The sequence below is a fragment of the Lactococcus cremoris subsp. cremoris NBRC 100676 genome (assembly GCF_001591705.1).
Taxonomy (GTDB): Bacteria; Bacillota; Bacilli; order Lactobacillales; family Streptococcaceae; genus Lactococcus; species Lactococcus cremoris.
The window spans coordinates 14,229-39,440 of the sequence record NZ_BCVK01000015.1 but is presented as its reverse complement, the minus strand read 5'-3'; the positions used below and the strand labels follow the sequence as shown (position 1 = coordinate 39,440).

At 36.2% G+C, this 25,212-nt stretch carries 37 protein-coding genes, 1 tRNA gene and 1 pseudogene; all 39 read right to left on the bottom strand.

Annotation, left to right across the window (positions count from 1 at the left end):
• Nucleotides 1-91: 91 nt before the first annotated feature.
• The 39 genes and pseudogenes from radA to rplB all read right to left on the bottom strand — a co-directional run bounded on the left by radA (nucleotide 92) and on the right by rplB (nucleotide 25,209).
• Nucleotides 92-1,453: a DNA repair protein RadA gene (gene radA / locus LLA01S_RS04095; RefSeq protein ID WP_011677138.1), complete on the bottom strand. Its 1,362-nt coding sequence runs from the start codon at nucleotides 1,451-1,453 to the stop codon at nucleotides 92-94.
• 169 nt (nucleotides 1,454-1,622) lie between these two features.
• On the bottom strand, nucleotides 1,623-2,636 hold the full coding sequence (locus LLA01S_RS04090) for a glycosyltransferase family 2 protein (RefSeq protein WP_061777885.1): 1,014 nt from the start codon (nucleotides 2,634-2,636) through the stop codon (nucleotides 1,623-1,625).
• Nucleotides 2,618-2,959, bottom strand: a pseudogene (locus tag LLA01S_RS13000) (HAD-IIIA family hydrolase); the annotation flags it as partial. The pseudogene LLA01S_RS13000 and the gene LLA01S_RS04090, both read right to left, overlap by 19 nt.
• Nucleotides 2,960-2,977: 18 nt before the next feature.
• A complete protein-coding gene (locus LLA01S_RS12995) occupies nucleotides 2,978-3,163 on the bottom strand; it encodes an HAD family hydrolase (protein ID WP_232035097.1) in 186 nt (61 codons plus the stop codon).
• The gene (locus LLA01S_RS04080; RefSeq protein WP_061777884.1) at nucleotides 3,160-3,735 is read right to left on the bottom strand and encodes an SIS domain-containing protein; all 576 of its coding nucleotides are present in this window, start codon (nucleotides 3,733-3,735) and stop codon (nucleotides 3,160-3,162) included. The genes LLA01S_RS12995 and LLA01S_RS04080 overlap by 4 nt, the downstream gene beginning before the upstream one ends.
• Nucleotides 3,736-3,796: 61 nt before the next feature.
• Entirely contained in the window at nucleotides 3,797-4,591 is a 795-nt protein-coding gene (locus LLA01S_RS04075; RefSeq protein WP_232035096.1) for a GHMP family kinase ATP-binding protein, read from the bottom strand.
• 208 nt (nucleotides 4,592-4,799) lie between these two features.
• Nucleotides 4,800-5,465, bottom strand: coding sequence for a lipopolysaccharide biosynthesis protein (locus LLA01S_RS12990; protein WP_232035095.1), 666 nt, complete (start codon nucleotides 5,463-5,465; stop codon nucleotides 4,800-4,802).
• Nucleotides 5,434-6,324 (bottom strand): lipopolysaccharide biosynthesis protein, encoded by an 891-nt coding sequence (locus LLA01S_RS12985; RefSeq protein ID WP_254245722.1) that lies wholly within the window; start codon nucleotides 6,322-6,324, stop codon nucleotides 5,434-5,436. Before LLA01S_RS12985 ends, LLA01S_RS12990 begins: the two co-directional genes overlap by 32 nt.
• Nucleotides 6,321-7,310: an alpha-1,2-fucosyltransferase gene (locus LLA01S_RS04065; RefSeq protein WP_061777883.1), complete on the bottom strand. Its 990-nt coding sequence runs from the start codon at nucleotides 7,308-7,310 to the stop codon at nucleotides 6,321-6,323. Before LLA01S_RS04065 ends, LLA01S_RS12985 begins: the two co-directional genes overlap by 4 nt.
• Nucleotides 7,311-7,561: 251 nt before the next feature.
• The gene (locus tag LLA01S_RS04060; protein WP_232035093.1) at nucleotides 7,562-8,278 is read right to left on the bottom strand and encodes a glycosyltransferase; all 717 of its coding nucleotides are present in this window, start codon (nucleotides 8,276-8,278) and stop codon (nucleotides 7,562-7,564) included.
• A gap of 18 nt (nucleotides 8,279-8,296) precedes the next feature.
• The gene (locus LLA01S_RS04055; RefSeq protein WP_061777882.1) at nucleotides 8,297-9,277 is read right to left on the bottom strand and encodes a glycosyltransferase family 2 protein; all 981 of its coding nucleotides are present in this window, start codon (nucleotides 9,275-9,277) and stop codon (nucleotides 8,297-8,299) included.
• 6 nt (nucleotides 9,278-9,283) lie between these two features.
• A complete protein-coding gene (locus LLA01S_RS04050; RefSeq protein ID WP_061777881.1) occupies nucleotides 9,284-10,474 on the bottom strand; it encodes a peptidoglycan bridge formation glycyltransferase FemA/FemB family protein in 1,191 nt (396 codons plus the stop codon).
• A 455-nt stretch (nucleotides 10,475-10,929) separates the two neighbouring features.
• Nucleotides 10,930-11,002, bottom strand: a tRNA-Thr gene (locus tag LLA01S_RS04045).
• Between the two features lie 182 nt (nucleotides 11,003-11,184).
• Nucleotides 11,185-11,565: a 50S ribosomal protein L17 gene (rplQ, locus tag LLA01S_RS04040; protein ID WP_003130558.1), complete on the bottom strand. Its 381-nt coding sequence runs from the start codon at nucleotides 11,563-11,565 to the stop codon at nucleotides 11,185-11,187.
• Between the two features lie 18 nt (nucleotides 11,566-11,583).
• A complete protein-coding gene (locus LLA01S_RS04035; RefSeq protein WP_061777880.1) occupies nucleotides 11,584-12,522 on the bottom strand; it encodes a DNA-directed RNA polymerase subunit alpha in 939 nt (312 codons plus the stop codon).
• A 48-nt stretch (nucleotides 12,523-12,570) separates the two neighbouring features.
• A complete protein-coding gene (gene rpsK / locus LLA01S_RS04030; protein WP_010906297.1) occupies nucleotides 12,571-12,954 on the bottom strand; it encodes a 30S ribosomal protein S11 in 384 nt (127 codons plus the stop codon).
• A 20-nt stretch (nucleotides 12,955-12,974) separates the two neighbouring features.
• The gene (gene rpsM / locus LLA01S_RS04025) at nucleotides 12,975-13,340 is read right to left on the bottom strand and encodes a 30S ribosomal protein S13 (RefSeq protein WP_003130555.1); all 366 of its coding nucleotides are present in this window, start codon (nucleotides 13,338-13,340) and stop codon (nucleotides 12,975-12,977) included.
• 17 nt (nucleotides 13,341-13,357) lie between these two features.
• Entirely contained in the window at nucleotides 13,358-13,474 is a 117-nt protein-coding gene (rpmJ, locus tag LLA01S_RS04020) for a 50S ribosomal protein L36 (RefSeq protein ID WP_001808836.1), read from the bottom strand.
• Between the two features lie 53 nt (nucleotides 13,475-13,527).
• On the bottom strand, nucleotides 13,528-13,746 hold the full coding sequence (gene infA, locus LLA01S_RS04015) for a translation initiation factor IF-1 (RefSeq protein ID WP_003130554.1): 219 nt from the start codon (nucleotides 13,744-13,746) through the stop codon (nucleotides 13,528-13,530).
• Between the two features lie 302 nt (nucleotides 13,747-14,048).
• A complete protein-coding gene (locus tag LLA01S_RS04010; protein WP_011677149.1) occupies nucleotides 14,049-14,696 on the bottom strand; it encodes an adenylate kinase in 648 nt (215 codons plus the stop codon).
• A 139-nt stretch (nucleotides 14,697-14,835) separates the two neighbouring features.
• The gene (gene secY, locus LLA01S_RS04005; RefSeq protein WP_011677150.1) at nucleotides 14,836-16,155 is read right to left on the bottom strand and encodes a preprotein translocase subunit SecY; all 1,320 of its coding nucleotides are present in this window, start codon (nucleotides 16,153-16,155) and stop codon (nucleotides 14,836-14,838) included.
• Between the two features lie 77 nt (nucleotides 16,156-16,232).
• The gene (gene rplO / locus LLA01S_RS04000; RefSeq protein WP_011677151.1) at nucleotides 16,233-16,676 is read right to left on the bottom strand and encodes a 50S ribosomal protein L15; all 444 of its coding nucleotides are present in this window, start codon (nucleotides 16,674-16,676) and stop codon (nucleotides 16,233-16,235) included.
• Between the two features lie 295 nt (nucleotides 16,677-16,971).
• Entirely contained in the window at nucleotides 16,972-17,151 is a 180-nt protein-coding gene (rpmD, locus tag LLA01S_RS03995; protein ID WP_003129921.1) for a 50S ribosomal protein L30, read from the bottom strand.
• Nucleotides 17,152-17,161: 10 nt separating this feature from the next.
• Nucleotides 17,162-17,668 carry a 30S ribosomal protein S5 gene (gene rpsE / locus LLA01S_RS03990; protein WP_011836022.1) on the bottom strand — a complete coding sequence of 169 codons (507 nt, stop codon included), beginning with the start codon at nucleotides 17,666-17,668 and terminating at the stop codon, nucleotides 17,162-17,164.
• Nucleotides 17,669-17,686: 18 nt separating this feature from the next.
• Complete coding sequence (gene rplR, locus LLA01S_RS03985) at nucleotides 17,687-18,034, bottom strand: 50S ribosomal protein L18 (RefSeq protein ID WP_011677153.1); 348 nt, start codon at nucleotides 18,032-18,034, stop codon at nucleotides 17,687-17,689.
• A 268-nt stretch (nucleotides 18,035-18,302) separates the two neighbouring features.
• Nucleotides 18,303-18,839, bottom strand: a complete 537-nt coding sequence (rplF, locus tag LLA01S_RS03980; RefSeq protein WP_011677154.1) for a 50S ribosomal protein L6 — start codon at nucleotides 18,837-18,839, stop codon at nucleotides 18,303-18,305.
• Between the two features lie 216 nt (nucleotides 18,840-19,055).
• Nucleotides 19,056-19,454 (bottom strand): 30S ribosomal protein S8, encoded by a 399-nt coding sequence (gene rpsH / locus LLA01S_RS03975; RefSeq protein ID WP_011677155.1) that lies wholly within the window; start codon nucleotides 19,452-19,454, stop codon nucleotides 19,056-19,058.
• A gap of 204 nt (nucleotides 19,455-19,658) precedes the next feature.
• Nucleotides 19,659-20,258 (bottom strand): DUF6287 domain-containing protein, encoded by a 600-nt coding sequence (locus tag LLA01S_RS03970; RefSeq protein WP_011677156.1) that lies wholly within the window; start codon nucleotides 20,256-20,258, stop codon nucleotides 19,659-19,661.
• A gap of 150 nt (nucleotides 20,259-20,408) precedes the next feature.
• Nucleotides 20,409-20,594 (bottom strand): type Z 30S ribosomal protein S14, encoded by a 186-nt coding sequence (locus LLA01S_RS03965; RefSeq protein WP_003129946.1) that lies wholly within the window; start codon nucleotides 20,592-20,594, stop codon nucleotides 20,409-20,411.
• Between the two features lie 18 nt (nucleotides 20,595-20,612).
• A complete protein-coding gene (gene rplE / locus LLA01S_RS03960; protein WP_003129948.1) occupies nucleotides 20,613-21,155 on the bottom strand; it encodes a 50S ribosomal protein L5 in 543 nt (180 codons plus the stop codon).
• Between the two features lie 19 nt (nucleotides 21,156-21,174).
• Nucleotides 21,175-21,480 (bottom strand): 50S ribosomal protein L24, encoded by a 306-nt coding sequence (gene rplX, locus LLA01S_RS03955; RefSeq protein WP_003129951.1) that lies wholly within the window; start codon nucleotides 21,478-21,480, stop codon nucleotides 21,175-21,177.
• A gap of 133 nt (nucleotides 21,481-21,613) precedes the next feature.
• Complete coding sequence (gene rplN / locus LLA01S_RS03950; protein ID WP_003129953.1) at nucleotides 21,614-21,982, bottom strand: 50S ribosomal protein L14; 369 nt, start codon at nucleotides 21,980-21,982, stop codon at nucleotides 21,614-21,616.
• Nucleotides 21,983-22,004: 22 nt separating this feature from the next.
• A complete protein-coding gene (gene rpsQ, locus LLA01S_RS03945; RefSeq protein WP_003129955.1) occupies nucleotides 22,005-22,265 on the bottom strand; it encodes a 30S ribosomal protein S17 in 261 nt (86 codons plus the stop codon).
• 20 nt (nucleotides 22,266-22,285) lie between these two features.
• Complete coding sequence (rpmC, locus tag LLA01S_RS03940) at nucleotides 22,286-22,495, bottom strand: 50S ribosomal protein L29 (protein WP_003129957.1); 210 nt, start codon at nucleotides 22,493-22,495, stop codon at nucleotides 22,286-22,288.
• The gene (rplP, locus tag LLA01S_RS03935; protein WP_011677158.1) at nucleotides 22,495-22,908 is read right to left on the bottom strand and encodes a 50S ribosomal protein L16; all 414 of its coding nucleotides are present in this window, start codon (nucleotides 22,906-22,908) and stop codon (nucleotides 22,495-22,497) included. Before rplP ends, rpmC begins: the two co-directional genes overlap by 1 nt.
• Before the next feature lie 3 nt (nucleotides 22,909-22,911).
• Nucleotides 22,912-23,565 (bottom strand): 30S ribosomal protein S3, encoded by a 654-nt coding sequence (gene rpsC / locus LLA01S_RS03930; RefSeq protein ID WP_003129960.1) that lies wholly within the window; start codon nucleotides 23,563-23,565, stop codon nucleotides 22,912-22,914.
• 12 nt (nucleotides 23,566-23,577) lie between these two features.
• Nucleotides 23,578-23,925 (bottom strand): 50S ribosomal protein L22, encoded by a 348-nt coding sequence (gene rplV, locus LLA01S_RS03925; protein ID WP_010906302.1) that lies wholly within the window; start codon nucleotides 23,923-23,925, stop codon nucleotides 23,578-23,580.
• Nucleotides 23,926-23,940: 15 nt separating this feature from the next.
• Complete coding sequence (gene rpsS / locus LLA01S_RS03920; RefSeq protein ID WP_011677159.1) at nucleotides 23,941-24,219, bottom strand: 30S ribosomal protein S19; 279 nt, start codon at nucleotides 24,217-24,219, stop codon at nucleotides 23,941-23,943.
• A 159-nt stretch (nucleotides 24,220-24,378) separates the two neighbouring features.
• On the bottom strand, nucleotides 24,379-25,209 hold the full coding sequence (rplB, locus tag LLA01S_RS03915) for a 50S ribosomal protein L2 (protein ID WP_011677160.1): 831 nt from the start codon (nucleotides 25,207-25,209) through the stop codon (nucleotides 24,379-24,381).
• Between the last annotated feature and the right edge of the window lie 3 nt (nucleotides 25,210-25,212).

Here is a 25,212-nt window from a genome sequence, read left to right as displayed (position 1 = left end):
GATTCGGGTTATATACTATATTCTTATAATCTGAAATTTTCATAAAAAAACAAAAGCTATTTATCTATCCAAATAGCTTTTGTTTTTTATTTTAGCCAAATACTAATTTTAGACATTCAGTTAGGGTTGTTACCCCAATTACTTTTATTTGTTCAGGAATATCAATTCCCACAATTGAATTTTTAGGAGCATAGACTTTTTTGAATCCTAATTTAGCAGCTTCATTCAGTCTTTGTTCAATTCGCGTCACACGACGAATCTCTCCTGTTAAGCCAATTTCACCAATAAAACATTCACGCGCATCCGTCGGAAGTTCTTTATAACTTGAGGCTACAGCGACAGCAACCGCAAGGTCAATGGCTGGCTCATCTAATTTTACTCCCCCAGCTGATTTAAGGTAAGCATCTTGATTTTGCATCAATAAGCCTGTCCGTTTTTCAAGTACTGCCATAATCAGGCTCACTCTATTAAAATCTAAACCAGAAGTTGTTCTCTTAGCATTTCCAAACATTGTTGGTGTAGTTAAAGCCTGTATTTCAACTAATATCGGACGTGTCCCTTCGAGTGCACAAACAATAGCAGAACCAGTTGAACCCTCTAATCGCTCTTCCAAGAAAACCTCAGAAGGATTAGTTACTTCAACTAAACCATGCCCTTGCATTTCGAATATACCAATTTCATTGGTTGACCCAAACCGGTTTTTAACTGCTCGAAGAATTCTAAAAGTATTATTTCTTTCTCCTTCAAAATAAAGAACGGTATCAACCATGTGCTCTAGCATTCTTGGTCCTGCCAATTGACCTTCTTTCGTCACATGACCAACGATAAAAGTAGCAATATCATTCGTTTTGGCAATTTGCATGAGTTCACCTGTCACTTCTCGAACTTGACTCACAGAGCCTTGAGTTGATTGAATTTCAGGTGTCATAATAGTTTGGATCGAATCAATAATCAAAAAATTTGGCTTCAAACGTTCAACTTCAGCACGAATTGACTGCATGTTAGTCTCGGCGTAAAGATAAAAATCTCGATCAATATCGCCCAAACGTTCCGCTCTAAGCTTAATTTGTTGAGCAGATTCTTCACCACTCACATAGAGAACCCGTCCTCTTGATGCAAGCTGAGTCGATACTTGCAAAAGCAACGTAGATTTTCCTATTCCTGGGTCTCCACCAATCAAAACGAGTGAACCAGGAACAACACCACCACCTAAAACACGATTAAATTCGTCAAGATCTGTTTCAATACGTGGTGTATCAAAAAGCTCAACTTCATCTAATTTCATTGGTTTTGAACGTTCACCAGACATCGACACTCGCTGATTTTTGACTTCCTGTACTTCAACTTCTTCAACAAAAGAGGACCACTCTCCACAATTTGGGCATCGCCCAAGATACTTTGCAGATTTATAACCACAATTTTGACAAACAAAAGATGATTTTTTCTTCGCCATTTTCCCTCCACTTATTTATACGTAAAATTTATTCAGATGTAACAAAAAAGCGAATAAATCGTCCTAAAATACCCTGATAAATAATTTTTTATCTTATTATTCTACCATACTTTATTTGACTTATCGTTATTATCTATGAAATATCATGATATAAAGGAAAATGCTTGGTTTATTTCTGCTTTAGTAGTCTGTATAATCGATTGGATAATCCAGTAGCATAAGGAAATGAACTTGCCAATTTCAAAAATGTTCCCCATTTTTTTCCAATATCTAATTTTAGAAAATATTTTTTATCCTCTTTATAAAGACTTTGAATGATCCGAATATTTTTTTTACTAACCGAAAAATTAGAAAATCGAATATCACCAAAAATCTTACCATAAAGCCAACAATATTTGAGTGCTAAATTATTAGCTTCTAAATCTATAAACTCCGGGTATTTAATCTTTACGTCTTCTATTATTAAACGCTCTTGTTGGATTAAATCGAATTGTTTTTCGTAAAAAGTAATTCTTGTCTTTGAGGTCGGATTAGCGTAATAATAATAACCAATGTAGCTTGTTGCAATGGCCTTTTGGACTTTTTTAAAGTACTGATAGTTGAAGAAATTATCCTCAAATTCTCTGCCCACTTCAAAACGAATCTCTCCAAGAAGCTCGGTTTTATAAAGATTTGCATAAGACTCCCAAGGAAAATTTCTATCATCTTTGAATTCTTTCTCTAAAAAATCTTGCATAACATCCTGATTATTCCTAAAATGATAGACTTTTGCTTGATTTTCCCGAATTATTTTCTTTACTTCTTCATCTCGTTCTTCCGAATAAGCGATATAACGACAACTCACGACATCAGCTTCATATTCAACCATTGGCTGATAAAGCTGCTCTAAGTAATCTAATTCAACAAAATCATCACTGTCAATAAAAACAATATAGGTTCCGTAGACATTATCAATTCCCAAGTTTCTAGCTGCACTTTGCCCTCCATTTGGAATATGCCAAACGCGCACACGCTGATCTTTTTTTGCATAATTATCACAGATTTGACCAGAACTATCTTTTGAACCATCATCAATCAATAGCAACTCAAAATCCTGGAAGCTTTGGTTGAGAACAGAATTCAAACATCTCTCTAAAAGTTTTTCAACATTGTATACAGGTACAATTACACTGACTTTTGGCATTTACTCTCTCTTTTCAAAATATAATTCACCGCTTCTTCGACATTATAAGTACAAAAATCTGCCTCGGTTTTTATTCGCTCACCTATCCCTACTGTTTTAAGACCTGAATTTTTTCCAGCCAAGACATCAGAATCAGAATCCCCGATTATATATGAATTATTCAGACTAATACTGAAATCACTCACAGCCATATTAATCAAGCCAGTTTTGGGTTTACGGCATGTACAAGACTCAAAGCCAGGATAATGCGGACAAACATAAATTCCATCAATTTTGCCCCCCTCCTCATTCAAAAGTTGAACCAATCGTTCATTTATTCTTTCAACCTCAGAATAAGCAACTCATCTGTTATGAATAACTCCTCCTTGATTGGTAACAATAATACACAAATAGCCCGCTGCATTGGCCTTTTTTACTGCCCTTGCTGCTCCATTAAGTAATACAAGCTCTTCAACTTGTGTAATATAATCTCCTAGTTTAAATTCATTGAGCGTCCCATCACGATCAAAGAAAATTGCTTTTCTCATTTTTCATTCGCAACCTTTTTATAAAAGACAGACATCATCATATGATTAAAAGTAAGGTGAATATCCTCAGCGATTTGCATATCATTGATAGGTACATGCATATTAAAATCGCTCATTTGATAAAGTTTTCCTCCATCATAACCTGTCATTCCAACGACTTTAGCTCCCACTTTTTGAGCCTCTTTAACCGCCTCAATTATATTTTTTGAATTTCCGCTTCCAGAAATCGCAAGAAGAATGTCGTCTTTTGTGATATTTCCCTCAAGTTGTTTTGAAAATACCTTGTCATAACTATCATCATTGGAAATAGCCATCAAAGTTGCCACGTTATCATTCAAACAAACAAGGTGCCATTTTTTGTCTTGGTCATAAGAAAGTCCTTTGTTAAAATCATTCATGATATGTGAAGCAGTGCTTCCAGAGCCACCATTTCCACAAACATAAATTCTTACTTCATTTTCATAAGCTTCTTGCAAAAGATTCATGACTTGATTTAGTGCTTCTTTATCAAGTGATTCTATTGTTTTTTCAAGACGTGCGTAATAGTTTGTGATTTCTTCTGTATAATTCATTTAATTTCTCCTTTTGCTATGCATAGCTGATAATCATTTTATTAGTAGAAATATATGGCTTTTATTTTTCCTCATAAATGACTTTAGTTCCTTCGGTATCGTAAGAAAATTTAATTTCAGGGAGCTTCAAAGCTTTCCTAATTTTTTCTTTCGAGTCTTTAGTGGCATAAAATAATAAAAATCCTGCTCCACCTGCGCCCAGCAATTTACCACCTAGCGCACCTGCTTCCAAAGCCAATTGATAATATTCATCAATTCTAGGATTGGAAATTCCTCTTGCCAAAGTTCTTTTTAAAAGCCAATTTTCATGTAAAATTTCTCCAAGAGCATCAATATTCCCACTTTCAAGCTCAACTTTTAATTTTTCAGCAAGCTCGCACATTTTAATCAAGTTCTTTTCTTTACTTACCTCCTGAATATTTTTAGACTGCTCTGACAAAATCTGTGGAGCATCATGAACCCCTCCAATATAGAACATCAATAAGTTATTTGCCATTTTCTCTTTATCAGCTGAACTCATCTTAACTGCTTCAACACTAACAGAACCATCTTTTTGAAATCGATAAAAGTTAAGATTACCGTAGCTTGCAGCGTATTGGTCCTGTTTCCCAATTGGGTTTCCTAAATCCTCTATTTCAATTTCACAAGCTTCTTGAGCAAGTTGTTCCTTATCTGTTTTCTGTCCCTTGTAGCTATTCAAAGCCGTTAATAAAGCCGTTGTAAATGTACTTGAAGAACCCAGCCCTGTTCCTGCTGGAATGTCTGCATCTGAATGAATTTCGATATTTTTTATATTTTTCTTTTGGAGACAAGCTCTTACAATATCATGACCGATTTCTGAAATTTCTTGAACCACTTCACTTTTTTTATAACGTAATATTGTTTCATTAGCATTGAAAGATGGATGAACGGATAAATAAATATATTTATCTATTGTTGTTGAAAGGACACAACCTCCATTTTCTCGTAAAAACTTGCAATATCACTTCCGCCTCCTGCGAAAGATACCCTAAAGGGGGCTCGTACAATAATCATTTAAATATTTCTCCTTAATATTTATATTTCTAACTATTATTTTTTGAAAATAAACCATTGACCAAGCTTCTAAAATATCTAAATTCTCTACTTTTTCTAAAAAGTAAGATAAGTAAAGCATTGGGTATAATGAGACAAATTACAATTTTAAGTATAAAATTTCCCCAGACATTGCTTACGTCTAAAAAATGCGATACGACTACTGTGGATATAAAGAGTAAAACAAAGATAAAAAGATAGCTGAGTTGCTCAATTACATAAACAGAAACTTTCTTTTTGAATATCGGAACAAAAGTATATTTTGGAAAACTGTAACCATAAAGTATCATCGTACATATAATTGTTCCCAGTAAAACACCCGCAAGCCCTAAGTATTTAATCAATACAATCGAAGCTATCAAATTTGTTATCGCTTCAGCTACTGGGACGAACCTATTCTCATAAAAAATACCAGCCGCTTGCTGAAAGACTGTCATTGGACTTCTCATTCCCTGAACATAAAAGTTAAGTGCAACAACCAACAGAACACCACCAGATAAGAGATAATTTTTCCCCAACCATAACTCAATAAAAGGCTGCGTTACAATATAAATCCCAATTGCTGAAAATGAGTAGAGCCAAAAACAGATAAAGGTTAAATGCTGATGAACTTTAAAATTTTCTTTACCATTTTTTTCCGTTAATAAATCCCCCACACTCGGAGTTACACTTCCTACAACTTGAAGTAAAAAAACTGTTGAGCGTATTCGTTATCAGTAAATAGTTACTATAGAGCCCCATAACAGTAAGTCCTAAGAAGGAGCTGATTATCATATTATCTGTTCCAAAAACAACAAATCCTCCGATGACGTGAAAAGCTTGTCCTTTCATTTGTTTTATTAATCTTCGAGCAATTTTTTTATCCAACAATTGAACCTTTTTATCTTTAATATATGGATAACGTCGGTCCGCAACTCGACTAATCATAATATTTTCAGCTAAACGAAGAAAAAGAACAAGCAACAAAATAAGAATATAATTATGGGTTAGAATTAACAAAGCAATCTGCCCTAAATTATAGATAATCGTATACGCTAAATCTGCCAGATTAATCAGATGTTTTTTTTGGTGAGCAATCAGTATTGATTGTTTATAAATTAATAAATAGGAAAAAGCTGAATCAGCTAAAAAAAGTAAATAAATTACATATACATTTTCATTAATCGAAGACATATTAACAAAAACATGTAAAAAGGGCATAAGAGCAAGACCAAAAACAATGACAAATCCGGCAATAGCTTGATAACAGCGCTGATAAAATTTTAATAATGATTTTATCGTTTCAATATCTCGTTTAGCAATATACTCATACATGTTAAATAAGATAGCTGTCCCCAGCCCAAGCTCAGCAATCCCAAGCATGCCAATAATACTTGAAAAAAGTCCATTAAGTCCTTGATATTTCAAACCTAGAATATGTATGAAATAGGATTGAGCTATAAATCTTAGAATGATTGTAACAACAATCTGCATCACTGCTGTTATCATATTACGTAAGGAATTTTGAATTCTCATAATTGTATCCAATCACTTTGTACTAGGGCATTATTTTTATTAATAGAATCTTTAGGGTACCAATTTTTGGGGCCTACAACGATTTTTTGTGGATTAGCTGATAGAAATTGGCACCACCATGAAAAAGTGGAATTTGCAATGATATAATGCTTACAGGCGCTCATTAATCTTAATTTCTCCCAAACAGGGTTTCCCTCTTTTTCGACCATAAAATTATCCTCTTCTGTCATCACATCCTCTGCAAACTGTTTTGCGTACTCTAAGTCATCACTAAAAAAGAAAAAAACTGGATTGACGATTTTTGACTTAAGTATTTCAATTCCTTTGATGAAGTAAGATTCATCACATTGAAAAAAGGACTGACGATTTTCAGTTGAGAGATAATCTCCTCGGCGGATTGTAATACAAATCGACTGGCTTTCTTGAATTTTTCTATAAAACTCTTTATTTTGCTCAAGTAATCCCTCTCTTGGAGAAAAGGTTGCTTGTAGCTCAGTCTGCATTCCTTCAAAAAAACCAGCATCTTCAAAATATGAATGAAGTAAGATTGTTTTATTTTGAGGCTCATAGTTTAAGTCTTTTATCTTACTAGGATAAATTAACAAACCCTTTCGATACAGAAAGCGACTATAATATTTCAGAAAGTTAGGCAATTTATCAAAAGGAAAGTATGAGTGCCTTTTGAAGGATGATAAATGATGTAAGAGGCGATTTGTTACTCTTAGCCAGAAATACTGTCTTTTTGATAAATACTGAATTAAAAAATTTGATAATTTTTGCTGATCCAGTTGATAATCTGCATGAAAGTATTGAAGATTATTCATCCACCCTTGCTCATTTGGTGCTAAATCTCCATAAAGCGAAATTCTATAGAAATTAATAATAATTTCACTCTTTGGAATTTCTTTTTTTAGTTTCAAGGCATAAGCGTATTGAAACATTTGATTGCCTAAACGACCATCCATATCAACTATTATTTTTTTCATTTCACTTCTCATTCTTGATAATTTTGAACTAAAAAATAAAGCCAAGTGCTTTTTATTATTAGAAAATATTTTATCTTTTGTTTGAAGGTTAGTATTTTTGCTCGCCTTAATCTAGAATAAATGCCTTTTATCAGCAATTTATTAAGAGTTTTTGTCATCCGGCCATAGTAAACATAATGATCTAGTACGTATAACAGAGCATAATCAAAAGATTCTTTGCTTTTTCCTGATAAATTTTCTTCATATTTCAACTAAGAAATTAATATATTTTCCAAGTCTAGGACGGAGCTTTCATCTCTACTCTCAATAATAGAATCCTCATGCTCTCTTTGATAAATGTACTCGAAAGTCTCGATAATTTTTGCTCGTTTGGCAAGGTTCCAAACCCGAGGGGTGAATTTCTCATCTTCATGAATCGTTTTTGGGGAAAGCCAAAGACTATTTTTTGTTAAGAATTCTCGCCGATACATATAGGCCCAAATCATTGGAATATAATTTCTTAGTTGAATTTGTTTCTTAAAAAGTACTATTCCTTCTTGGACTCCAGCCCTCAAAAGTTCGTTATTTCTTTCCATTTTCTTGGAAACTTTATTTTTGTAAGTTGCTTCGAAACTTCCACAAATGATATCAAGTTTTTTATTTTCAGCTTCTTGATAAAGTTTTTCTAAAAAAGTAGAATGCACAAAATCATCACTGTCTACAAAACTAATATAATTACCACGCGCAAGAGCAAGTCCTTTATTTCTAGCTTCAGCTGCCCCACTATTTTCAATCTCAATAAGTCGAATAAAATTATATTTTTCAATCAAATCAAAGATATGGTCAATACTACGATCAGTCGAACCATCATTAACCAGAATAATTTCAATGGGTTTTAAAGTTTGCTTGATTAAAGACTCTAGACAAGTACGAATATGTTTTTCTGAATTATATATCGGCACAATGACCGAAACTTTTATATTTTTCATTATTATTCTAGGTGCCCTTCATTTGAAATAGAATCTTATATTATAAGCCCACCAGATAATATTCGGACAAGATTTAACCATTTTAATCGTCCACTTTTCTCTTTTAGTTTTAAGAGCAAGAGCTCTTTGCAAAATTTCTTGATCTTCAGTGAGATAGTTTCTGATAAGCTTTAAATACTCTTTAGATTTTGCTTTATTCTCTTTAAGCAAAGCCAGACATTTTATGATAATCCAATAGTAACCCCAAGCTAAATTATAAGCAGCAATGGGTAAGTATTCTGGATATTTTTCTTTAACTTCTTTGATTACTTTATGTTGTTCGGTAATATTGTCAAGTTGTCTTAAATCAAAGGATTTTCTTACAGTACTCTCTTGATTTTGAATGTAAAAATAACCTACAAAATCAATTGCAACTGCCGAGCTTATCTTTGAAAAATACTGGTAATTGAAATAGTAATCCTCATATATTTTATGCTCAGAAAAATATATCCCTTCTAGCAATGCTCGATGATAAAGTTTTGTAACCGGTCCAAAACTAAACGGACTTTCTTGAAGATAGGCAGCCATTAAACCATCATTTGTTTGGAAATAGGTGAGCTTTCCCCTCTCTTTTGGTGTCAAACTTTTTAAGTAGCTCTCCCCTCTCATCTGACAACTTACTAGGTCAACTTTTTCTTGCGCTATCACTTCATAAAGCCGTTCCAAATAATCAGAAGTAACATAATCATCACTATCTATAAAATAAATATATTTTCCCTGAGATTTAGTTAGACCCAGATTTCTGGCTATACTCTGTCCACTATGTTGCTCATAAAATAGTTGGATACGACGATCTTTCTGTTGGTAGTGTTTACAGATTTGAGGAGATTTATCATCAGAGCCATCTTCTATTAGAATTAATTCGAAATCCTGAAAAGTCTGATTAATAATCGAATCTAAACATCTTTCTAAAAAGAGGGCGCTATTATAAACTGGAACAATAATGCTTATTTTAGGCATAATTCTCTACTTTTTATCCTTTCGCATTTTATAGAGTCGTTTGATTAGAGGATAAAGAAGTCTATTTGTAGGAATATCAAATTCTCCAACATATTCCTTAAAGGAAGGATTAAACATTTTTTTAAAAGAGCGTAAACCTCCAGAATCTGCCTCTACTCCCCCCATATCATGCATCAAAGCTCCTTTTAGAAAGCTATACTTTATACTTTCATCCCAAGAAAGATAAGAAACATAATATTTTTTGAAAGCATCATCCATCCCTACATACAAGTTGTATGACTTTTCACCATAATATATTATTAAATTTCCTGCACTTGGGACAATTTCTCCCGAAGTTTTTATGATTTGTTCTAAGTCATTCACCTCAGCCTTTTTTTCAAGAAGTTGATGTTCTAAAAGAACTTTTTTCTTTTCATTACTTATATCTTTGATTCTTTTTGATAATTTCAAAGTTTCGGTCTTTACTTCATCCAAAAGTTCTTTAACATTTGTATAAACAATAACAATAGCAGAATTTTTGGGAAAAGCAGCTAGAATTTTTTCAAAATATGCTTTATCTCTTAAATTTATAACTTTTCTTGTCTCTGTTAATGTCATTAAGCGAGCAAAATCCTCGCTATATTCTTCTTGACCAATCTTAATTTCAGGAAAGGCTTTTTTGGCTTTATTTAATCGACTATTAAACTTTTTTGATAGTTTCTCATAGCTATAATCGTCTTTATAGATTGTTGCATCAAAACGAAATTGAATTGTTTCATGAATTTCTTTTGTTCTTCCTCCATAAGCCACTCCTAATAGAGTTAACTTTTCAATAAGTCGCTTTCCCTCCGAATTCTCTTCAATAAGCGGGTCAAATTTAATAAAAAGCGCCTTTTCTTTCTTACCATATTCTTTCAACTTCAAAACAACAAAGCTTAAAAGCTCATCATCGGAATAATCCATGATAATGCCTCGTGGAATATAGCACATTTTAAAACCCAGAGGTAAAGAACGCGTCAGTACTAAACAAGAAGCTAAAAGTTCTGTCTCCCCTTTTTCCGTAAATCCTAAAAATTCTGACTTCCATTCATCTTTAACATTTCTCCATGATGGTGTCTGCAAAATATCAAAAAGCGGTGACTTGAGTATGAAGTTTTCAACCTTTTTCAAGTCTACGATGCTTTTGAATTCAAACTCTCTTGATGTATATTCATTCATAACATATATTAATTTCTAATTTTTTAAATTTTGCTGCTCTCATTTTGTCTTGGTAAAAGGTTACCACTAAAGCTTTCAATCACTCCATACTATTTCATAAAAGATTGAGCATTTCTATTATTTTACAGTTGAGGATGTTACAAATTTTTTAGATACATATATTAAATAGTCAAACTTTTCTAATACATCTATATTACGCATTATTATATTTTTTGTCAACAAATCATGTTATTTTTTCTTTATCTATACTTTTATTTCTTTATTGTAATCACAAGGATACAACACATTACACTATTCCGTTCATTTTCTTTAGTGAATTCCCTAACATTTCTCAAATTTTTTATAAATGAAAAAGGCAATCTTGTTGACCGCCCTTTTTTGATTACAAAAAAACTTAGACAAATAAAAAAACTCATCTAATCCAAAATGAGTTTTTTTATTTGTCTAAGTTTATATGCCATTGAACAGAATCGAACTGTCGACCTTCACCTTACCATGGTGCTGCTCTACCGACTGAGCTACAACGGCTAAAATAAATAAATTGAGTGGTCTGACCAGATTAGAAATTTAATCTAATCAGACAGAGCTAGACTATAAGCAAGGCTGATGCGAAAGAGAGTCAATCACAACTCAACACATGCACCCACAGAAACCCCCGCCAACATCATAACACTCAATTTAGTATTTTATTACTTCAAGATTTAATAAAATTAAACCAATTCAATGATTGCCATAGGCGCAGCATCACCACGACGTGGTTCAACTTTAAGGATACGAGTGTAACCACCGTTACGTCCTTCGTAGCGTTTAGCAAGGTCGTTGAATAATTTTTGAAGGGCAGTTGGGAAAGTTTCAGTTTCTTCGTTGAAATCTTTAATTGCGATTTCATTACGTACGTAAGCAGCTGCTGCACGACGAGCTGAAAGGTCACCTTTTTTACCAAGCGTAATCATTTTTTCTACTGTACGACGAACTTCTTTAGCGCGAGCTTCAGTTGTAACGATAGTTTCGTTGATGATCAAATCTGTAGTCAAATCACGAAGCATAGCTTTACGTTGTGAAGATGTACGTCCGAGTTTACGATTGCTCATTTGTTTCCTCCTATATTATTATTTTCTTTTTTTAAGGGAAAGTCCCAATTCAGTCAATTTAACTTTGACTTCTTCTACTGATTTGTGACCGAGGTTTTTGACTTTAATCATGTCAGCTTCGCTCATTTCAACAATATCAGCAACAGTGTTGATACCTGCACGTTTCAAACCATTGTAAGCACGAACTGAGAAGTCCATTTCTTCAATAATTTTATCGAGCACACGTTCTGTTTTAACTTCATCTTTAACAACAAGTGTTTCAGCTTCAGCTGCAACTTCTGAAAGATCAACGAACAAGTTCAAGTGGTCTGTCAAGATTTTAGCTGAGAGTGACAAAGCTTCGTCAGAAACGATAGTACCGTTTGTAGTAATTTCAAGTGTTAATTTATCGTAGCTAGAATCTCCACCAACACGGGCAGGTTCAACTTGATAATTTACTTTACTTATTGGTGTGTAAATTGAGTCTACAGCAATTGTGCCAATTGGCGCTCCATCGACTTTATTTTCGTCAGCCGGAACATAGCCGTATCCTTTTTTAACAGTCATTACAGCACGCATTGAGTGACCTTCAGCAATAGAGAACAAGTAATGGTCTTTGTTGACAATTTCAATGTCGCTATCAGTTAAGATATCACCAGCAGTAACATCCATAGGACCAGTAACGTCAAGTTCGATTTGTTTTTCAGATTCAACGTATGATTTGATGGCAATTCCTTTAACCGCAAGAACGATTTGGATGACATCTTCACGTACGCCAGGGATTGTTGCGAATTCGTGTTGAACACCTTCAATTTGAATTGAAGTCACAGCAGCACCAGGAAGTGATGACAAAAGGACGCGACGCAGAGAGTTACCTAAAGTTGTACCATAACCACGTTCAAGTGGTTCAACAACGAATTTACCGTAATTTTCTGATTCGTCAAATTTAGTAATTTTTGGTTTTTCAAACTCAATCATGTATGTTCTCCTCTAAAGCGAAAAGTGATTAGTGACAAGAGTGACTAATTATACACGACGACGTTTTGGAGGACGTGCACCATTGTGAGGTACAGGAGTCACATCACTGATAGATGTTACATTAAGACCAGCTGCAGCGAGTGCGCGGATAGCTGATTCACGACCTGAACCAGGACCTTTAACTGTAACAGATACAGTTTTCAAACCTTGCTCTTGAGCAGCTTTAGCAGCAGCTTCTGAGGCCATTTGAGCGGCGAAAGGTGTAGATTTTTTAGAACCTTTGAAACCAAGTGCACCAGCTGAAGACCATGCAAGGGCGTTACCATGAACGTCTGTGATCATAACGATTGTGTTGTTGAATGTTGATTGGATATGAACAATCCCAGATTCAATATTCTTTTTAACACGACGTTTACGTGTAATTTTTGCCATTTTAACTCCTTTCTATTTAATTATTTTTTCTTACCTGCGATTGATTTAGCAGGACCTTTACGTGTACGAGCGTTGTTCTTAGTGTTTTGTCCACGTGTAGGAAGTCCACGACGGTGACGCATACCACGGTAAGAACCGATTTCCATCAAGCGTTTGATGTTAAGTGACACTTCACGACGAAGATCTCCTTCGAGTTTCAAGCCATCGAGTTCACGACGGATTGCATCTTCTTGATCTGATGTCAAATCTTTAGTACGGATATCTTCTGAAACACCTGCAGCTGCAAGTACTTTCTTAGATGTTTGAAGTCCAACACCGAATACGTATGTTAATGAAATAACAATGCGTTTTTCGTTTGGAATATCAACTCCAGCAAAACGAGCCATATTTTTCTATTTCCTTTCTATCCCTGACGTTGTTTGTGTTTTGGATTGGCAGGGCAAATTACCATTACACGACCGTTACGACGAATAACTTTACAGTATTCGCAGATTGGTTTAACTGATGGTCTTACTTTCATTGTGTCTTCCTTTCTATGGTTACTGTGCATCATGCACTCAATGAATGTCCGGATTACTTAAATCGGTAAGTAATTCGTCCGCGTGTCAAATCGTATGGTGAGAGTTCAACTTGAACCTTGTCTCCAGGCAAGATACGGATATAATTCTTACGAATTTTTCCTGAAATCGTCGCCAAGACTTGGTGACCATTTTCGAGTTCAACAGTGAACATCGCATTCGGCATGGTGTCAACGACTTTGCCGTCTACTTCAATTACATCATCTTTTGCCAAGCAAAAGTACCTCCTTAAAAATTTCCCGAAAGATATAAATACAAATTTAAATATATCTAAAAAGTCGGACTTATGTATTTTAGCATTTTTCAACAACAAATGCAAGTCTTTCTTTCATAAAAGCCTTTATTTTTCTAGCCTGAGTCCATTTTTATTTTCAGATTATCTGATAAGAGTACCTATGGCAATGCTTTCGGGTGTTTCTTTTTATTTTTAAGCTTGTTGACTTTTCTGTCAGTAAATTTTATCTTTCATTTTTCATATTTAAAATAAAAAACCTCTGACAGAGGTTTTATGATTTATTAGCCTAAAACTTTTTTAATATCATCTGTCACTTGACTAATTTCTTGTTCGCCTTCGATATTTTTAACAAGTCCAAGTTCAGTGTAATGTTCAATAATTGGTGCAGATTCTTTGATGTTGACATCTAAACGGTTTTTAACTGTTTCTGGTACATCATCAGCACGTTGGTAAAGGTCATGGCTACCACAAACGTCACAAGTTCCTTCAACTTTAGTTGGGTTGAAAATTTTGTGATATGTTGCTCCACAATTACGGCAGATGTAACGACCACTTAAACGATCAACCAAGATATTTGGATTAACAACAATATTTACAACAGCATCAAGTTTAATGCCAAGTTCTTCAAGCATTGTATCAAGAGCATGCGCTTGGTCAATCGTACGTGGGTATCCATCAAGCAAGAAACCTGAAGCTTTGATATCGTCTTGTGCTAAACGTTCTTTGACAATACCATTGGTTACTTCATCAGGAACAAGTTCACCTTTATCAATAAAAGATTTAGCAAGTTTACCCATTTCTGTTTCATTTTTCATCGCTGCACGGAACATATCTCCTGTTGAAATATGGTTTACACCATAATTTTTAACGATAAATTCGGCTTGAGTTCCTTTACCAGCTCCTGGAAGTCCCATGATTAATAAATTCATTTTGTTTTCTCCTGATTTTGATTTTATAAATTACTGACAGCTCTGTCAGTAAAATGCAGATGTGCACTGTCTTTTACCTACACTATTTTAGCGTATTTTTACTGAAAAATAAAGAAAAACCTTGTCTAATGACAAGATTTTATTTTGTTTCAAGTGGATTATCCATAAATCCTGCATATTTACGTTTAAGTAAATATCCTTCAAGTTGTTTAACTGCTTGAATCGCAACTTGAATCAAGATTAATAATGATGTCCCTCCAAGAGCGACGATTTTTGGAAGTCCCCAAACGTTTTGGGCCGCAATTGGAATGATTGAAATCAATCCAAGGAAGAGCGAACCAACCGTTGCAAGACGCATTAATAGACGAGAAACATACTTCTCAGTTCCTTTACCCGGACGAACAGATGGAATATACGAACCTTGTTTTTGAAGGTTTTCAGCCATCTTTTCAGGATTGACCTGAACGAACGAATAGAAGAAAGTAAAGAGAACAATCAATAATGCGTAGAAGAGCATCCCTGTCCAAGTCGTATATGACAAAGCATTTTGTAAGGTTGATAACCAACCTACATTGCTACCTTGTGAACGTTGCAAGAATTGCAAGATCGTAGCAGGTGCAGTTGTAATTGAACCAGCAAAGATAACTGGAATAACACCAGCTGGATTGACACGAAGTGGTAAGTACGAACTTGTTGGTGCGCCTTGAGTCAACTTAGTGTATTGAATTGGTACTTTACGTTCCGCTTGTTGAACAAATGTTGTAACATAAATAATGACAATTGCTGACAAAATCAATCCAATAACAAATATCCAAGACATAGGAATTTCAGATGGTCTTACGTTTAAGAATTTTTCATCATAAACAGATTTGATGGCTGATGGAATACCAGAGACAATCCCAGCAAAGATAATTACTGAAACACCTGATCCAAAACCTTTTTCATTAATCTGTTCACCCATCCAAGTAACAACCATTGAACCTGTGGTCAAAAGCACCCCAATCATCAAATAACTTTGCCAATTTGGGTTTTGCACAATATTTAACGAGCTCATGGCTTGGAAACCAGCAGTAATCCCGATAGATTGTGCCATAGCAAGCACTAAGGTAATATAACGTGTCGCCTGATTCAGCTTACGACGTCCAATTTCTCCTTGTTTTGACCACTCAACAAATTTTGGTAAAATATCCATTTGTAATAATTGCACAATGATTGAGGCAGTGATATAAGGCGAAACTCCCATTGCAAAGAGTGAATAGTTTTGCATTGCATTACCAGAAACCAAGTTCATCATGCTTAAGAATGGCAAATCCGCAACTTGTTGTAGATTTTGTACATTAACGCCAGGTACAGTAATGTGAGCACCTAGGCGAAAAACAAAAAGAATGAAGATCGTAAAGAGAATTCTTGCTCGGACGTCTTTTACCTTGAAGGCTTCCTTAAGCGTCTTAAAAAACATAAAATCTCCTTAAAGCGTTTTAATTGTAAATAGACAATAAGCGGTTGAAGCTTCAACCGCCAATTGAAATGTAAAAATTAAGCTTCTTCTACAGAACCACCAGCAGCTTCGATTGCAGCTTTGGCAGCAGCAGATACTTTAGCAACTTTAACTGTAAGGTTTTTAGCTGTCAATTCACCGTTAGCAAGAACTTTAACACCTGATTTAACGTCCTTAACGATTTTAGCAGCTACAAGAGTTTCAGCTGAAACAGTTGCTCCATCTTCAAGACGGTTCAAAGTTTCAAGGTTGACAATAGCGTATTCTTTACGGTTAACATTCAAGAAACCACGTTTTGGCATGCGACGGAACAACTCTGTTTGTCCACCTTCAAAACCAGGACGTACTCCACCACCTGAACGAGATTTTTGACCTTTTTGTCCACGTCCAGATGTTTTACCGTTACCTGATGATGTACCACGACCTACGCGATTACGTACTTTACGACTGCCTTCAGCAGCTTTCAATGAATGAAGTTCCATTTTTTTCTCCTTATTTTGTACCTTGCTGTCGCCTAATTTTCATGTAAGGAACGTGAAAATTAAACTCGCCGATACTTCAATATATTTATTTGTCTATTAACAGACTCCTATTATTTTACTATTTTTCGATTGGAATTACAAGCCATTTCCTCGTTTGTCCTGCATTTTACAATTCTAAAGTTATCTTTTGAATTGGTGAGATAAAATTTACAAGTTTTTAAATTACTGACGGATTTTTTAAGGAAAAAAACAATCCTATCAGTAAAGATAGGATTGTTATTTTATGCAATAGTAATTATGCTTCTTCAACTTTTACCAAGTGAGAAATAGAGTTTACCATACCAAGAATAGCAGGTGAACCTTCTTTTACTACTGAGCTGTTGAGTTTACCAAGACCGAGTGCTTTAACAGTTTTGCGTTGAGCAGGGATACGGCCGATTGGTGAGTTTACCAATGTAATTTTAATTTGAGCCATTTTTTCCTCCTTAGGCGAAATCTGATACAGATTTACCGCGTAATGCAGCAACTTCTTCAGCACGTTTCAATTGAGTCAAACCATCAACTGTTGCACGAACAACGTTAATTGGTGTATTTGAACCAAGTGATTTTGATGTTACGTCAGCAACACCAGCGAGTTCGAGGACGGCACGAACGGCACCACCTGCGGCAACTCCAGCACCTTCTACAGCTGGTTTAAGGAGGATTTTACCACCACCGAAGACACCAAGTGCTTCGTGAGGAAGTGTAGTACCTACCATAGGAACTGTAATAAGGTTTTTCTTAGCTGCTTCGATTGCTTTACGGATAGCTTCAGGAACTTCTTGAGCTTTACCAGTACCGAAACCTACGCGACCGTTACGGTCACCAACAACAACAAGTGCTGCAAAGCGAAGACGACGTCCACCTTTTACAACTTTAGTAACGCGGTTAATTGAAACTACGCGTTCTTCAAATTCGCTTTGTTCGCGATCATTTCTTCTGTTTTCTGCCATGTTTAATTACCCCTTTCCTTAGAATTTCAATCCAGCTTCACGAGCTGCTGTAGCGAGTGCTGCAACACGTCCGTGATAGAGGTAACCACCGCGGTCGAAGACAACTTCTTCAACGCCTTTAGCTTTTGCAGCTTCAGCAACGAGTTTACCAACTTCTGCGGCTTGTTCAGTTTTAGTACCAGTCAATTTGAGTGATGAAGCTGATGCAAGTGTTGTACCAGTAACGTCATCAATGACTTGTGCATAAATGTTTGTGTTTGAACGGAAAACGTTCAAACGTGGAGTTTCAGTAGTTCCTGAAATTTTTCCGCGTACACGTGTGTGACGTTTTTGGCGGAGTTTGTTTTTATCTGGTTTAGAAATCACAATTCTACCTCTATATTATTTTAAATTTCGATAGTTTTTGCCATCGATTTTCTTACTGATTAATAAAATAATTAGCAAGCGGGGAGTTTTTGTCTGTCTAACAAAGTTAGCATTGACAAAATACTGGCAATTTGACCTAAATCAAACCACCAATTACGGATAACATTTTTTGCTAAAGGATTGCTAGGCAGCTTTTAGGACGAAGTCCGTGCTGAATCGTACTGACGTACATAAAGCAAAAGCTAACGACGCAAGCCCGACGCAAAAATTATTTACCAGTTTTACCTTCTTTACGACGAACGTATTCACCAACGTAACGGATCCCTTTACCTTTATAAGGTTCTGGAGAACGACGGCTACGGATGTAAGCTGCTGTTTGACCAACAGCTTCTTTGCTGATACCTTCAACGACGATAGAAGTTGGAGTTGCAACAACAAACTTAATGTTTTCAGGTGCTTCAACTTCGTCTTGGTGAGATTTACCAACAGACAATACAAGTTTAGTTCCTTGTAATTGTGCGCGGTACCCAACCCCGATCATTTCAAGTGCTTTAGAGAAACCATTTGAAACACCTTCTACCATGTTAGCAAGAAGGGCACGAGTAGTTCCGTGGAGCATTTTCATTTCTTTAGTGTCGTTTGGACGTTTTACAGTGATTTCGTTTTCAGCAATTTCAAGTGTGATGTTTTCGTTGAATGAACGAACGAGTTCACCTTTAGGTCCTTTGACAGTGACAGTTGCACCGTTTACTTCTACAGTTACGCCTGCAGGGATAACGATGACTTTGTTACCAATACGTGACATTTTTTTCTCCTGTTAAATTATCAGATTTGATTCAATCTGTTTTCACGGGTTTTAAATCAATTTTGACTTAAAAGATATAATTTTTTACTGACAAAAATAAAATTATCTTTGTCAGTAAATTTGACTTACGAAAAATCGCTTGTCAGTTCAACACAGCATTTAGAAGTGTCGAATGTGAGGATAAAACTTCAGAAAATGAAGTTTTTCCTAAAATAATTACCAGATGTAGGCAATTACTTCACCACCAACATTTGTTTGACGAGCAACTTTATCAGTTACGACACCAGTAGATGTTGAGATGATTGCTGTACCAAGTCCGTTAAGAACTTTAGGAACATCATCAGATTTCACGTAAACGCGAAGACCTGGTTTTGAGATACGTTTCAAGTTAGTGATAACTTTTTCACCGTTTTTACCGTATTTAAGAAAAACGCGGATTACGCCTTGTTTGTTATCTTCAACGTATTCAACGTCTTTCACGTAACCTTCAGCTTTGAGGATTTCAGCGATTTGACGTTTGATTTTTGATGCAGGTGCTTCAACAACATCGAATTTACGCATGTTACCATTACGAATACGAGTCAAGAAATCTGCAATTGGGTCAGTCATTACCATAGTGTAATTTCTCCTTATTTGTAGTTTGGGCTTGTTCAAATCCCACTTTCAAATTAATGAGGTCTTTTTCATAAAAAGACCGAACTTAATTAGTATAGCAGAAGTTCCGCACTCTGTCAACATTTTTCTTTACAATGTTTTCGGGTGTGTCATGGATTTTTAGAATAAAAATTACTGACAGGATCGCCAGTAATTTGTTATAACTTATGAACTCAAACTTGTGGTATCATTACTTACCTTATAATAAAATGATGTTGGCATCGTATCAAATATTTCTATGCCTTCTTCATCCGTAGTTATTATAAGCCGGTCTTTTCCCGAATCTGTCTTATCTAAATTTGAGGAATTTGGAAAGATTGGAGAATTATAAGCAGCGGCAAACATAAAGCCCATGTGTCTTTTGTCATTCAATGCATCAGCAATAATTATTCCATCCTTAGCTATTGGATTTGATATTATTCTCACATATTCTGAACTAAAAATGATGTTACCGTTTTTTAAAATAATTTTAGAAGTACCATCAGCAGTCTGCCAAGTTCCATTCAAAGAAGAATAATTCCCTGAAAGAATTTGTGAACTGTTTCCAAATCCTTCCTGACTGGAAGAACTTGAATTTGATGAACTTGTACTTGAAGACGAACTACTACTTTGAATACTTTCATTATTTTTAATACTTGAAGAGGAGCTGCTTTGTTCAGACTTTTTACTTTCTTTACTGCCACAGGCCGATAAAACGGTTAAAGTTCCTAAAAGAATTAGGCTAATTCCTACAAACTTTTTAATATTAGCTGATATTTTTTTCATAAATCCCTCCTATTTCCTCACCATTATAGCAAATTCTCACTTTTAATCCACTATAAATAGACCATGTTTTCATAATACTTCTAAGGTATAAAAAAATTACTGACAGAAATCCTGTCAGTAATTTTTATTCGTTACACGATAATTAACAAATTACCATGAAGCTTTTTTAACGCCTGGCAATTGACCTTTGTAAGCCAATTCGCGAAGACAGATACGGCAAAGTTTAAATTTGCGGTAAACTGAATGTGGACGTCCGCAACGTTCGCAACGAGTATAAGCTTGTGTTGAGAATTTTGCAGGGCGTTGGTTTTTAACAACCATAGATTTCTTAGCCATTTATGTATTCTCCCTATCTTATTTAGCGAACGGCATGCCGAGTTTAGCAAGCAATTCACGTGATTCTTCGTCAGTGTTAGCAGTTGTTACGATAACAATGTCCATACCACGAACTTTATCAACATCATCATAGTTGATTTCTGGGAAAATCAATTGTTCCTTCACACCAAGTGTGTAGTTACCGCGACCATCAAACGCTTTGTTTGAAACACCGTGGAAGTCACGTACACGTGGGAGTGAAACAGTAACCAATTTGTCCAAGAATTCGAACATACGTTCGCCACGAAGAGTTACTTTCGCACCGATTGGCATACCTTCACGAAGACGGAAAGCAGCAACTGATTTTTTAGCTTTAGTAATCAATGGTTTTTGACCAGAGATCAAAGCCAATTCAGCAACAGCTTTATCAAGGTTTTTAGAGTTGTTTACAGCATCTCCAACACCCATGTTGATAACGATTTTATCAACTTTTGGTACAGCCATGATTGAAGTGTAGTTGAATTGTTCAGTCAACGCTGGTACTACTTCGTTAGTATATTTTTCTTTCAAACGATTAGTCATATTATTTCTCCTTTCCGCCTTAGTCTAAAATTTCGCCAGATTTTTTGTTGAAACGAACTTTTTTATCGTCAACAACTTTGTAACCTACACGACCAGCAACGCCATTTTTGTCGAGCACTTGTACGTTAGAAACGTGGATAGGAGCTTCGATTTCAAGAATAGCACCACTTGGGTTTTCTGAGTTTGGTTTTTGGTGTTTCTTCATGATAGCAACACCTTCAACGACAACTTTATTTACTTTTGGCAAAGCTTTGATTACTTTACCAGTAGTACCGCGGTCTTTACCTGCGATAACTTTAACTGTATCACCAGTTTTTACAAACATGTTTATTTCCTTTCTTACGCCCGATGGGCACCCTCATATTTTACTATCAGGGGACTATTCTGTTAATAATAACAGTAAAATATGACTCTGTCAAAAAATTTTTCCGACAAAACCATATCTCTATAATGCTTGATTAGAGTACTTCTGGAGCAAGTGAAACGATCTTCATGTAGCCACCTTCGCGGAGTTCGCGGGCAACTGGGCCAAAGATACGTGTTCCGCGAGGAGTTTTATCGTCACGGATGAGCACTGCTGCATTTTCATCAAATTTGATGTATGAACCGTCAGGACGTTTCGCACCAGATTTAGTACGAACGATGACTGCTTTCACAACTTCACCTTTTTTAACTGCTCCACCAGGGGCAGCTGATTTAACTGTAGCTACAACGATATCACCGATACCAGCGAACTTACGTGATGAACCACCGAGGACACGGATAGTCAAAAGTTCTTTAGCACCTGAGTTATCTGCAACTTTCAAACGAGATTCTGTTTGAATCATGCTATATTCCTCCTAGTTTTGCTTAGATAATAACTGCTTCTTCAACGATTTCTACAAGACGGAAATGTTTGTCTTTAGACAAAGGACGAGTTTCCATGATACGAACGATGTCGCCAGTTTTTGCAGAGTTGTTTTCGTCGTGAGCTTTATATTTTTTTGAATAGTTGATACGTTTACCATAGACAGGGTGGTTACGCTTAGTTTCTACGACAACTGTGATAGTTTTATCCATTTTGTCTGAAACCACGCGGCCTTGATAAACTTTACGTTGTTTGCGTTCCATTTATAGTTTCTCCTGACCTATTATTTGTTCAATTCAGCTTGCACAGTTTTTACACGTGCAATAGTTTTCTTGACTTCGTCAAGCTTAGCTGTGTTTTCGAGACGACCAGCAGCAGCTTGGAAACGAAGATCAAACAATTCTTTTTTCAATTCAGCTTCACGAGTTGTCAATTCTTCAACTGACAAAGCGCGCAAATCTTTAAGAAGTGATTTAGTTTCGCTCAATTTCATTACGCTTCACCTCGTTTCACAAATTTAGTTTTAACAGGAAGTTTGTGTGATGCAAGACGCAACGCTTCGCGTGCAGTTGCTTCATCAACGCCGCCCAATTCAAACATGACAACGCCACGTTTAACTGGAGCAACCCATCCTTCAGGAGCACCTTTCCCTGAACCCATACGCACACCAATAGCTTTGGCAGTGTATGATTTGTGAGGGAAAATTTTAATCCAAACTTGACCGTTACGTTTCATGTAACGAGTCATAGCAATACGAGCTGCTTCAATTTGGCGGTTAGTAATCCAGTGAGATGTAGTCGCTTGAAGACCATATTCACCGAATGATACTGTGTCGCCACCTTTAGCATAACCACGCATTTTACCGCGGAATTCACGACGGTGTTTTACACGTTTTGGTACTAACATGGATTATTTTTCTCCTTTCACAGATTTTTTAGTAGGGAGAACTTCACCACGGTAGATCCAAACTTTAACGCCGAGTTTACCATAAGTTGTGTCTGCTTCTTCCCAAGCGTAGTCGATGTCCGCACGGAGTGTGTGGAGTGGAACTGTACCTTCTGAATATCCTTCAGCACGGGCAATATCAGCACCATTCAAACGACCAGAAACTTGAGTTTTGATCCCTTTTGCACCAGCGCGCATAGCACGTTGGATGGCTTGTTTTTGAGCACGACGGAAAGCGATACGTGCTTCAAGTTGTTTAGCAATTCCTTCACCAACAAGATGAGCGTCCAAATCAGGTTTTTTGATTTCAACGATGTTGATGTGAACTTGTTTACCAGTAAGTTTGTTGAGTTCTGCACGGAGTGCATCAACGTTAGCTCCTGATTTACCAATAACCATACCTGGTTTAGCAGTGTGCAAAGTTACAATAACTTTGTTAATTGCACGTTCAGTTTCAATCAATGATACTGATGCATCAGCAAGTTTAGTTTGGATAAGTTGACGAATTGCCAAGTCTTCGTGAAGGTAATCCGCATATTCTTTTTCAGCATACCATTTGGCATCCCAATCACGAATAACGCCAACACGCATTCCTATTGGATGTACTTTTTGACCCACGTTTTTACCTCCTTATTCTTTCTCAGCTACAACTACAGTAATGTGAGCTGTGCGTTTGTTAATTGGTGAAGCTGAACCTTTGGCACGTGGACGGAAACGTTTCATTGTTGGACCTTCGTTAATGAATGTTTCGCTTACTACCAAGTTAGCTTTTTCAAGACCAAAGTTATTTTCTGCATTAGCGATAGCACTATTAAGTACATTTTCAACTTCTACAGCAGCTTTAGTCGGTGTAAATTTCAAGATTGCAATTGCATCTGCAACACGTTTCCCGCGGATAAGATCGATAACAAGACGAGTCTTACGAGGTGAAACGCGAACTGTTTTTGCAGTTGCTTTAGCTGAAGTAATTTCTGCCATTTTTTTCTCCTCCTATTAGCGACGTGTTTTCTTGTCGTCAGCAGCGTGACCACGGTAAGTACGAGTTGGTGCGAATTCACCAAGTTTGTGTCCAACCATATCTTCTTGAACATAAACTGGTACGTGTTTGCGACCATCGTAAACAGCAATTGTAAGTCCTACAAAGTTTGGAAAGATTGTAGAACGGCGTGACCAAGTTTTGATCACAGATTTTCTTTCGGCGTTGGTTTGAGCTTCAACTTTTTTCATCAAATGCTCATCGACGAAAGGTCCTTTTTTAAGACTACGACCCATTTTGCGAGTTTCTCCTTTAAATATTTGTACCACTGCCGCTACTAAGGCGGAGTTGGCGGAATTTATAGATGCACTTTCGACATCTCATTAAATTTGATAATAAGTTTTATCAAATTTAACAAGACGCCGAGAAGGCTCTTGTGAAAATAAAGCGACTTATTAGTCGTTGATACGACGAACGATAAGTTTGCTTGATTTTGCTTTCTTGTTGCGAGTCTTGAGACCAAGGGCTGGTTTACCCCATGGAGTCATTGGAGACTTGCGACCAACTGGTTGACGACCTTCACCACCACCGTGTGGGTGATCGTTAGGGTTCATTACAGAACCACGTACTGTTGGGCGGATACCCATGTGACGTGTACGTCCTGCTTTACCAAGGTTGATTAAGCTTTGTTGTTCATTACCAACAACACCAATTGTAGCACGGCAAGTTGAAAGAATCATACGAACTTCGCCTGATTGAAGACGAACGAGTGTATATTTACCTTCTGAACCGAGTACTTGAGCTGAAGCACCAGCTGAACGAACCAATTGTCCGCCTTTACCAGGTTTCAATTCAATGTTGTGGATCAATGTACCAACTGGAATGTTAGCAAGTGGCAACGCGTTACCAACTTTAATATCGGCATCAGGGCCAGATACAACTGTCATTCCAACTTCAAGGCCTTTAGCAGCCAAGATGTATGATTTAACCCCGTTAGCGTAAACAATCAATGCGATGTTTGCTGTACGGTTTGGATCGTATTCAATTGTAGCAACTTTAGCAACTACGTTGTCAGTTGTACGTTTGAAGTCGATCATACGATATTTACGTTTGTGACCACCACCGTGGTGACGAACTGTGATACGACCAGTGTTATTACGACCAGCTGTTTTGCTCATGCTTACAAGCAAGCTCTTTTCAGGAGTACTTGTAGTGATTTCAGCGAAGTCGCTACCAGTCATGTTACGGCGACCGTTTGTGGTAGGTTTGTAAACTTTAATTCCCACGAT

Bases quoted from the DNA above. Each gene is read 5' to 3' on its own strand.
- radA (WP_011677138.1), bottom strand. From the start codon at position 1,453: ATGGCGAAGAAAAAATCATCTTTTGTTTGTCAAAATTGTGGTTATAAA.
- LLA01S_RS04090 (WP_061777885.1), bottom strand. From the start codon at position 2,636: ATGCCAAAAGTCAGTGTAATTGTACCTGTATACAATGTTGAAAAACTT.
- LLA01S_RS12995 (WP_232035097.1), bottom strand. From the start codon at position 3,163: ATGAGAAAAGCAATTTTCTTTGATCGTGATGGGACGCTCAATGAATTT.
- LLA01S_RS04080 (WP_061777884.1), bottom strand. From the start codon at position 3,735: ATGAATTATACAGAAGAAATCACAAACTATTACGCACGTCTTGAAAAA.
- LLA01S_RS12985 (WP_254245722.1), bottom strand. From the start codon at position 6,324: ATGAGAATTCAAAATTCCTTACGTAATATGATAACAGCAGTGATGCAG.
- LLA01S_RS04065 (WP_061777883.1), bottom strand. From the start codon at position 7,310: ATGAAAAAAATAATAGTTGATATGGATGGTCGTTTAGGCAATCAAATG.
- LLA01S_RS04060 (WP_232035093.1), bottom strand. From the start codon at position 8,278: ATGAAAAATATAAAAGTTTCGGTCATTGTGCCGATATATAATTCAGAA.
- LLA01S_RS04055 (WP_061777882.1), bottom strand. From the start codon at position 9,277: ATGCCTAAAATAAGCATTATTGTTCCAGTTTATAATAGCGCCCTCTTT.
- LLA01S_RS04050 (WP_061777881.1), bottom strand. From the start codon at position 10,474: ATGAATGAATATACATCAAGAGAGTTTGAATTCAAAAGCATCGTAGAC.
- rplQ (WP_003130558.1), bottom strand. From the start codon at position 11,565: ATGAGCAATCGTAAACTCGGACGTACATCTTCACAACGTAAAGCTATG.
- LLA01S_RS04035 (WP_061777880.1), bottom strand. From the start codon at position 12,522: ATGATTGAGTTTGAAAAACCAAAAATTACTAAATTTGACGAATCAGAA.
- rpsK (WP_010906297.1), bottom strand. From the start codon at position 12,954: ATGGCAAAAATTACACGTAAACGTCGTGTTAAAAAGAATATTGAATCT.
- rpsM (WP_003130555.1), bottom strand. From the start codon at position 13,340: ATGGCTCGTTTTGCTGGAGTTGATATTCCAAACGAAAAACGCATTGTT.
- rpmJ (WP_001808836.1), bottom strand. From the start codon at position 13,474: ATGAAAGTAAGACCATCAGTTAAACCAATCTGCGAATACTGTAAAGTT.
- LLA01S_RS04010 (WP_011677149.1), bottom strand. From the start codon at position 14,696: ATGAATTTATTAATCATGGGACTTCCAGGAGCTGGTAAAGGAACTCAA.
- secY (WP_011677150.1), bottom strand. From the start codon at position 16,155: ATGTTTTTTAAGACGCTTAAGGAAGCCTTCAAGGTAAAAGACGTCCGA.
- rplO (WP_011677151.1), bottom strand. From the start codon at position 16,676: ATGGAACTTCATTCATTGAAAGCTGCTGAAGGCAGTCGTAAAGTACGT.
- rpmD (WP_003129921.1), bottom strand. From the start codon at position 17,151: ATGGCTCAAATTAAAATTACATTGGTAAACTCACCAATCGGCCGTATC.
- rpsE (WP_011836022.1), bottom strand. From the start codon at position 17,668: ATGGCAGAAAACAGAAGAAATGATCGCGAACAAAGCGAATTTGAAGAA.
- rplF (WP_011677154.1), bottom strand. From the start codon at position 18,839: ATGTCACGTATTGGTAACAAAGTCATCGTTATCCCTGCAGGCGTAACT.
- rpsH (WP_011677155.1), bottom strand. From the start codon at position 19,454: ATGGTAATGACTGACCCAATTGCAGATTTCTTGACTCGTATTCGTAAT.
- LLA01S_RS03970 (WP_011677156.1), bottom strand. From the start codon at position 20,258: ATGAAAAAAATATCAGCTAATATTAAAAAGTTTGTAGGAATTAGCCTA.
- LLA01S_RS03965 (WP_003129946.1), bottom strand. From the start codon at position 20,594: ATGGCTAAGAAATCTATGGTTGTTAAAAACCAACGCCCTGCAAAATTC.
- rplE (WP_003129948.1), bottom strand. From the start codon at position 21,155: ATGACTAATCGTTTGAAAGAAAAATATACTAACGAAGTAGTACCAGCG.
- rplX (WP_003129951.1), bottom strand. From the start codon at position 21,480: ATGTTTGTAAAAACTGGTGATACAGTTAAAGTTATCGCAGGTAAAGAC.
- rplN (WP_003129953.1), bottom strand. From the start codon at position 21,982: ATGATTCAAACAGAATCTCGTTTGAAAGTTGCAGATAACTCAGGTGCT.
- rpsQ (WP_003129955.1), bottom strand. From the start codon at position 22,265: ATGGAACGCAAACAACGTAAAGTTTATCAAGGCCGCGTGGTTTCAGAC.
- rpmC (WP_003129957.1), bottom strand. From the start codon at position 22,495: ATGAAATTGAGCGAAACTAAATCACTTCTTAAAGATTTGCGCGCTTTG.
- rplP (WP_011677158.1), bottom strand. From the start codon at position 22,908: ATGTTAGTACCAAAACGTGTAAAACACCGTCGTGAATTCCGCGGTAAA.
- rplV (WP_010906302.1), bottom strand. From the start codon at position 23,925: ATGGCAGAAATTACTTCAGCTAAAGCAACTGCAAAAACAGTTCGCGTT.
- rpsS (WP_011677159.1), bottom strand. From the start codon at position 24,219: ATGGGTCGTAGTCTTAAAAAAGGACCTTTCGTCGATGAGCATTTGATG.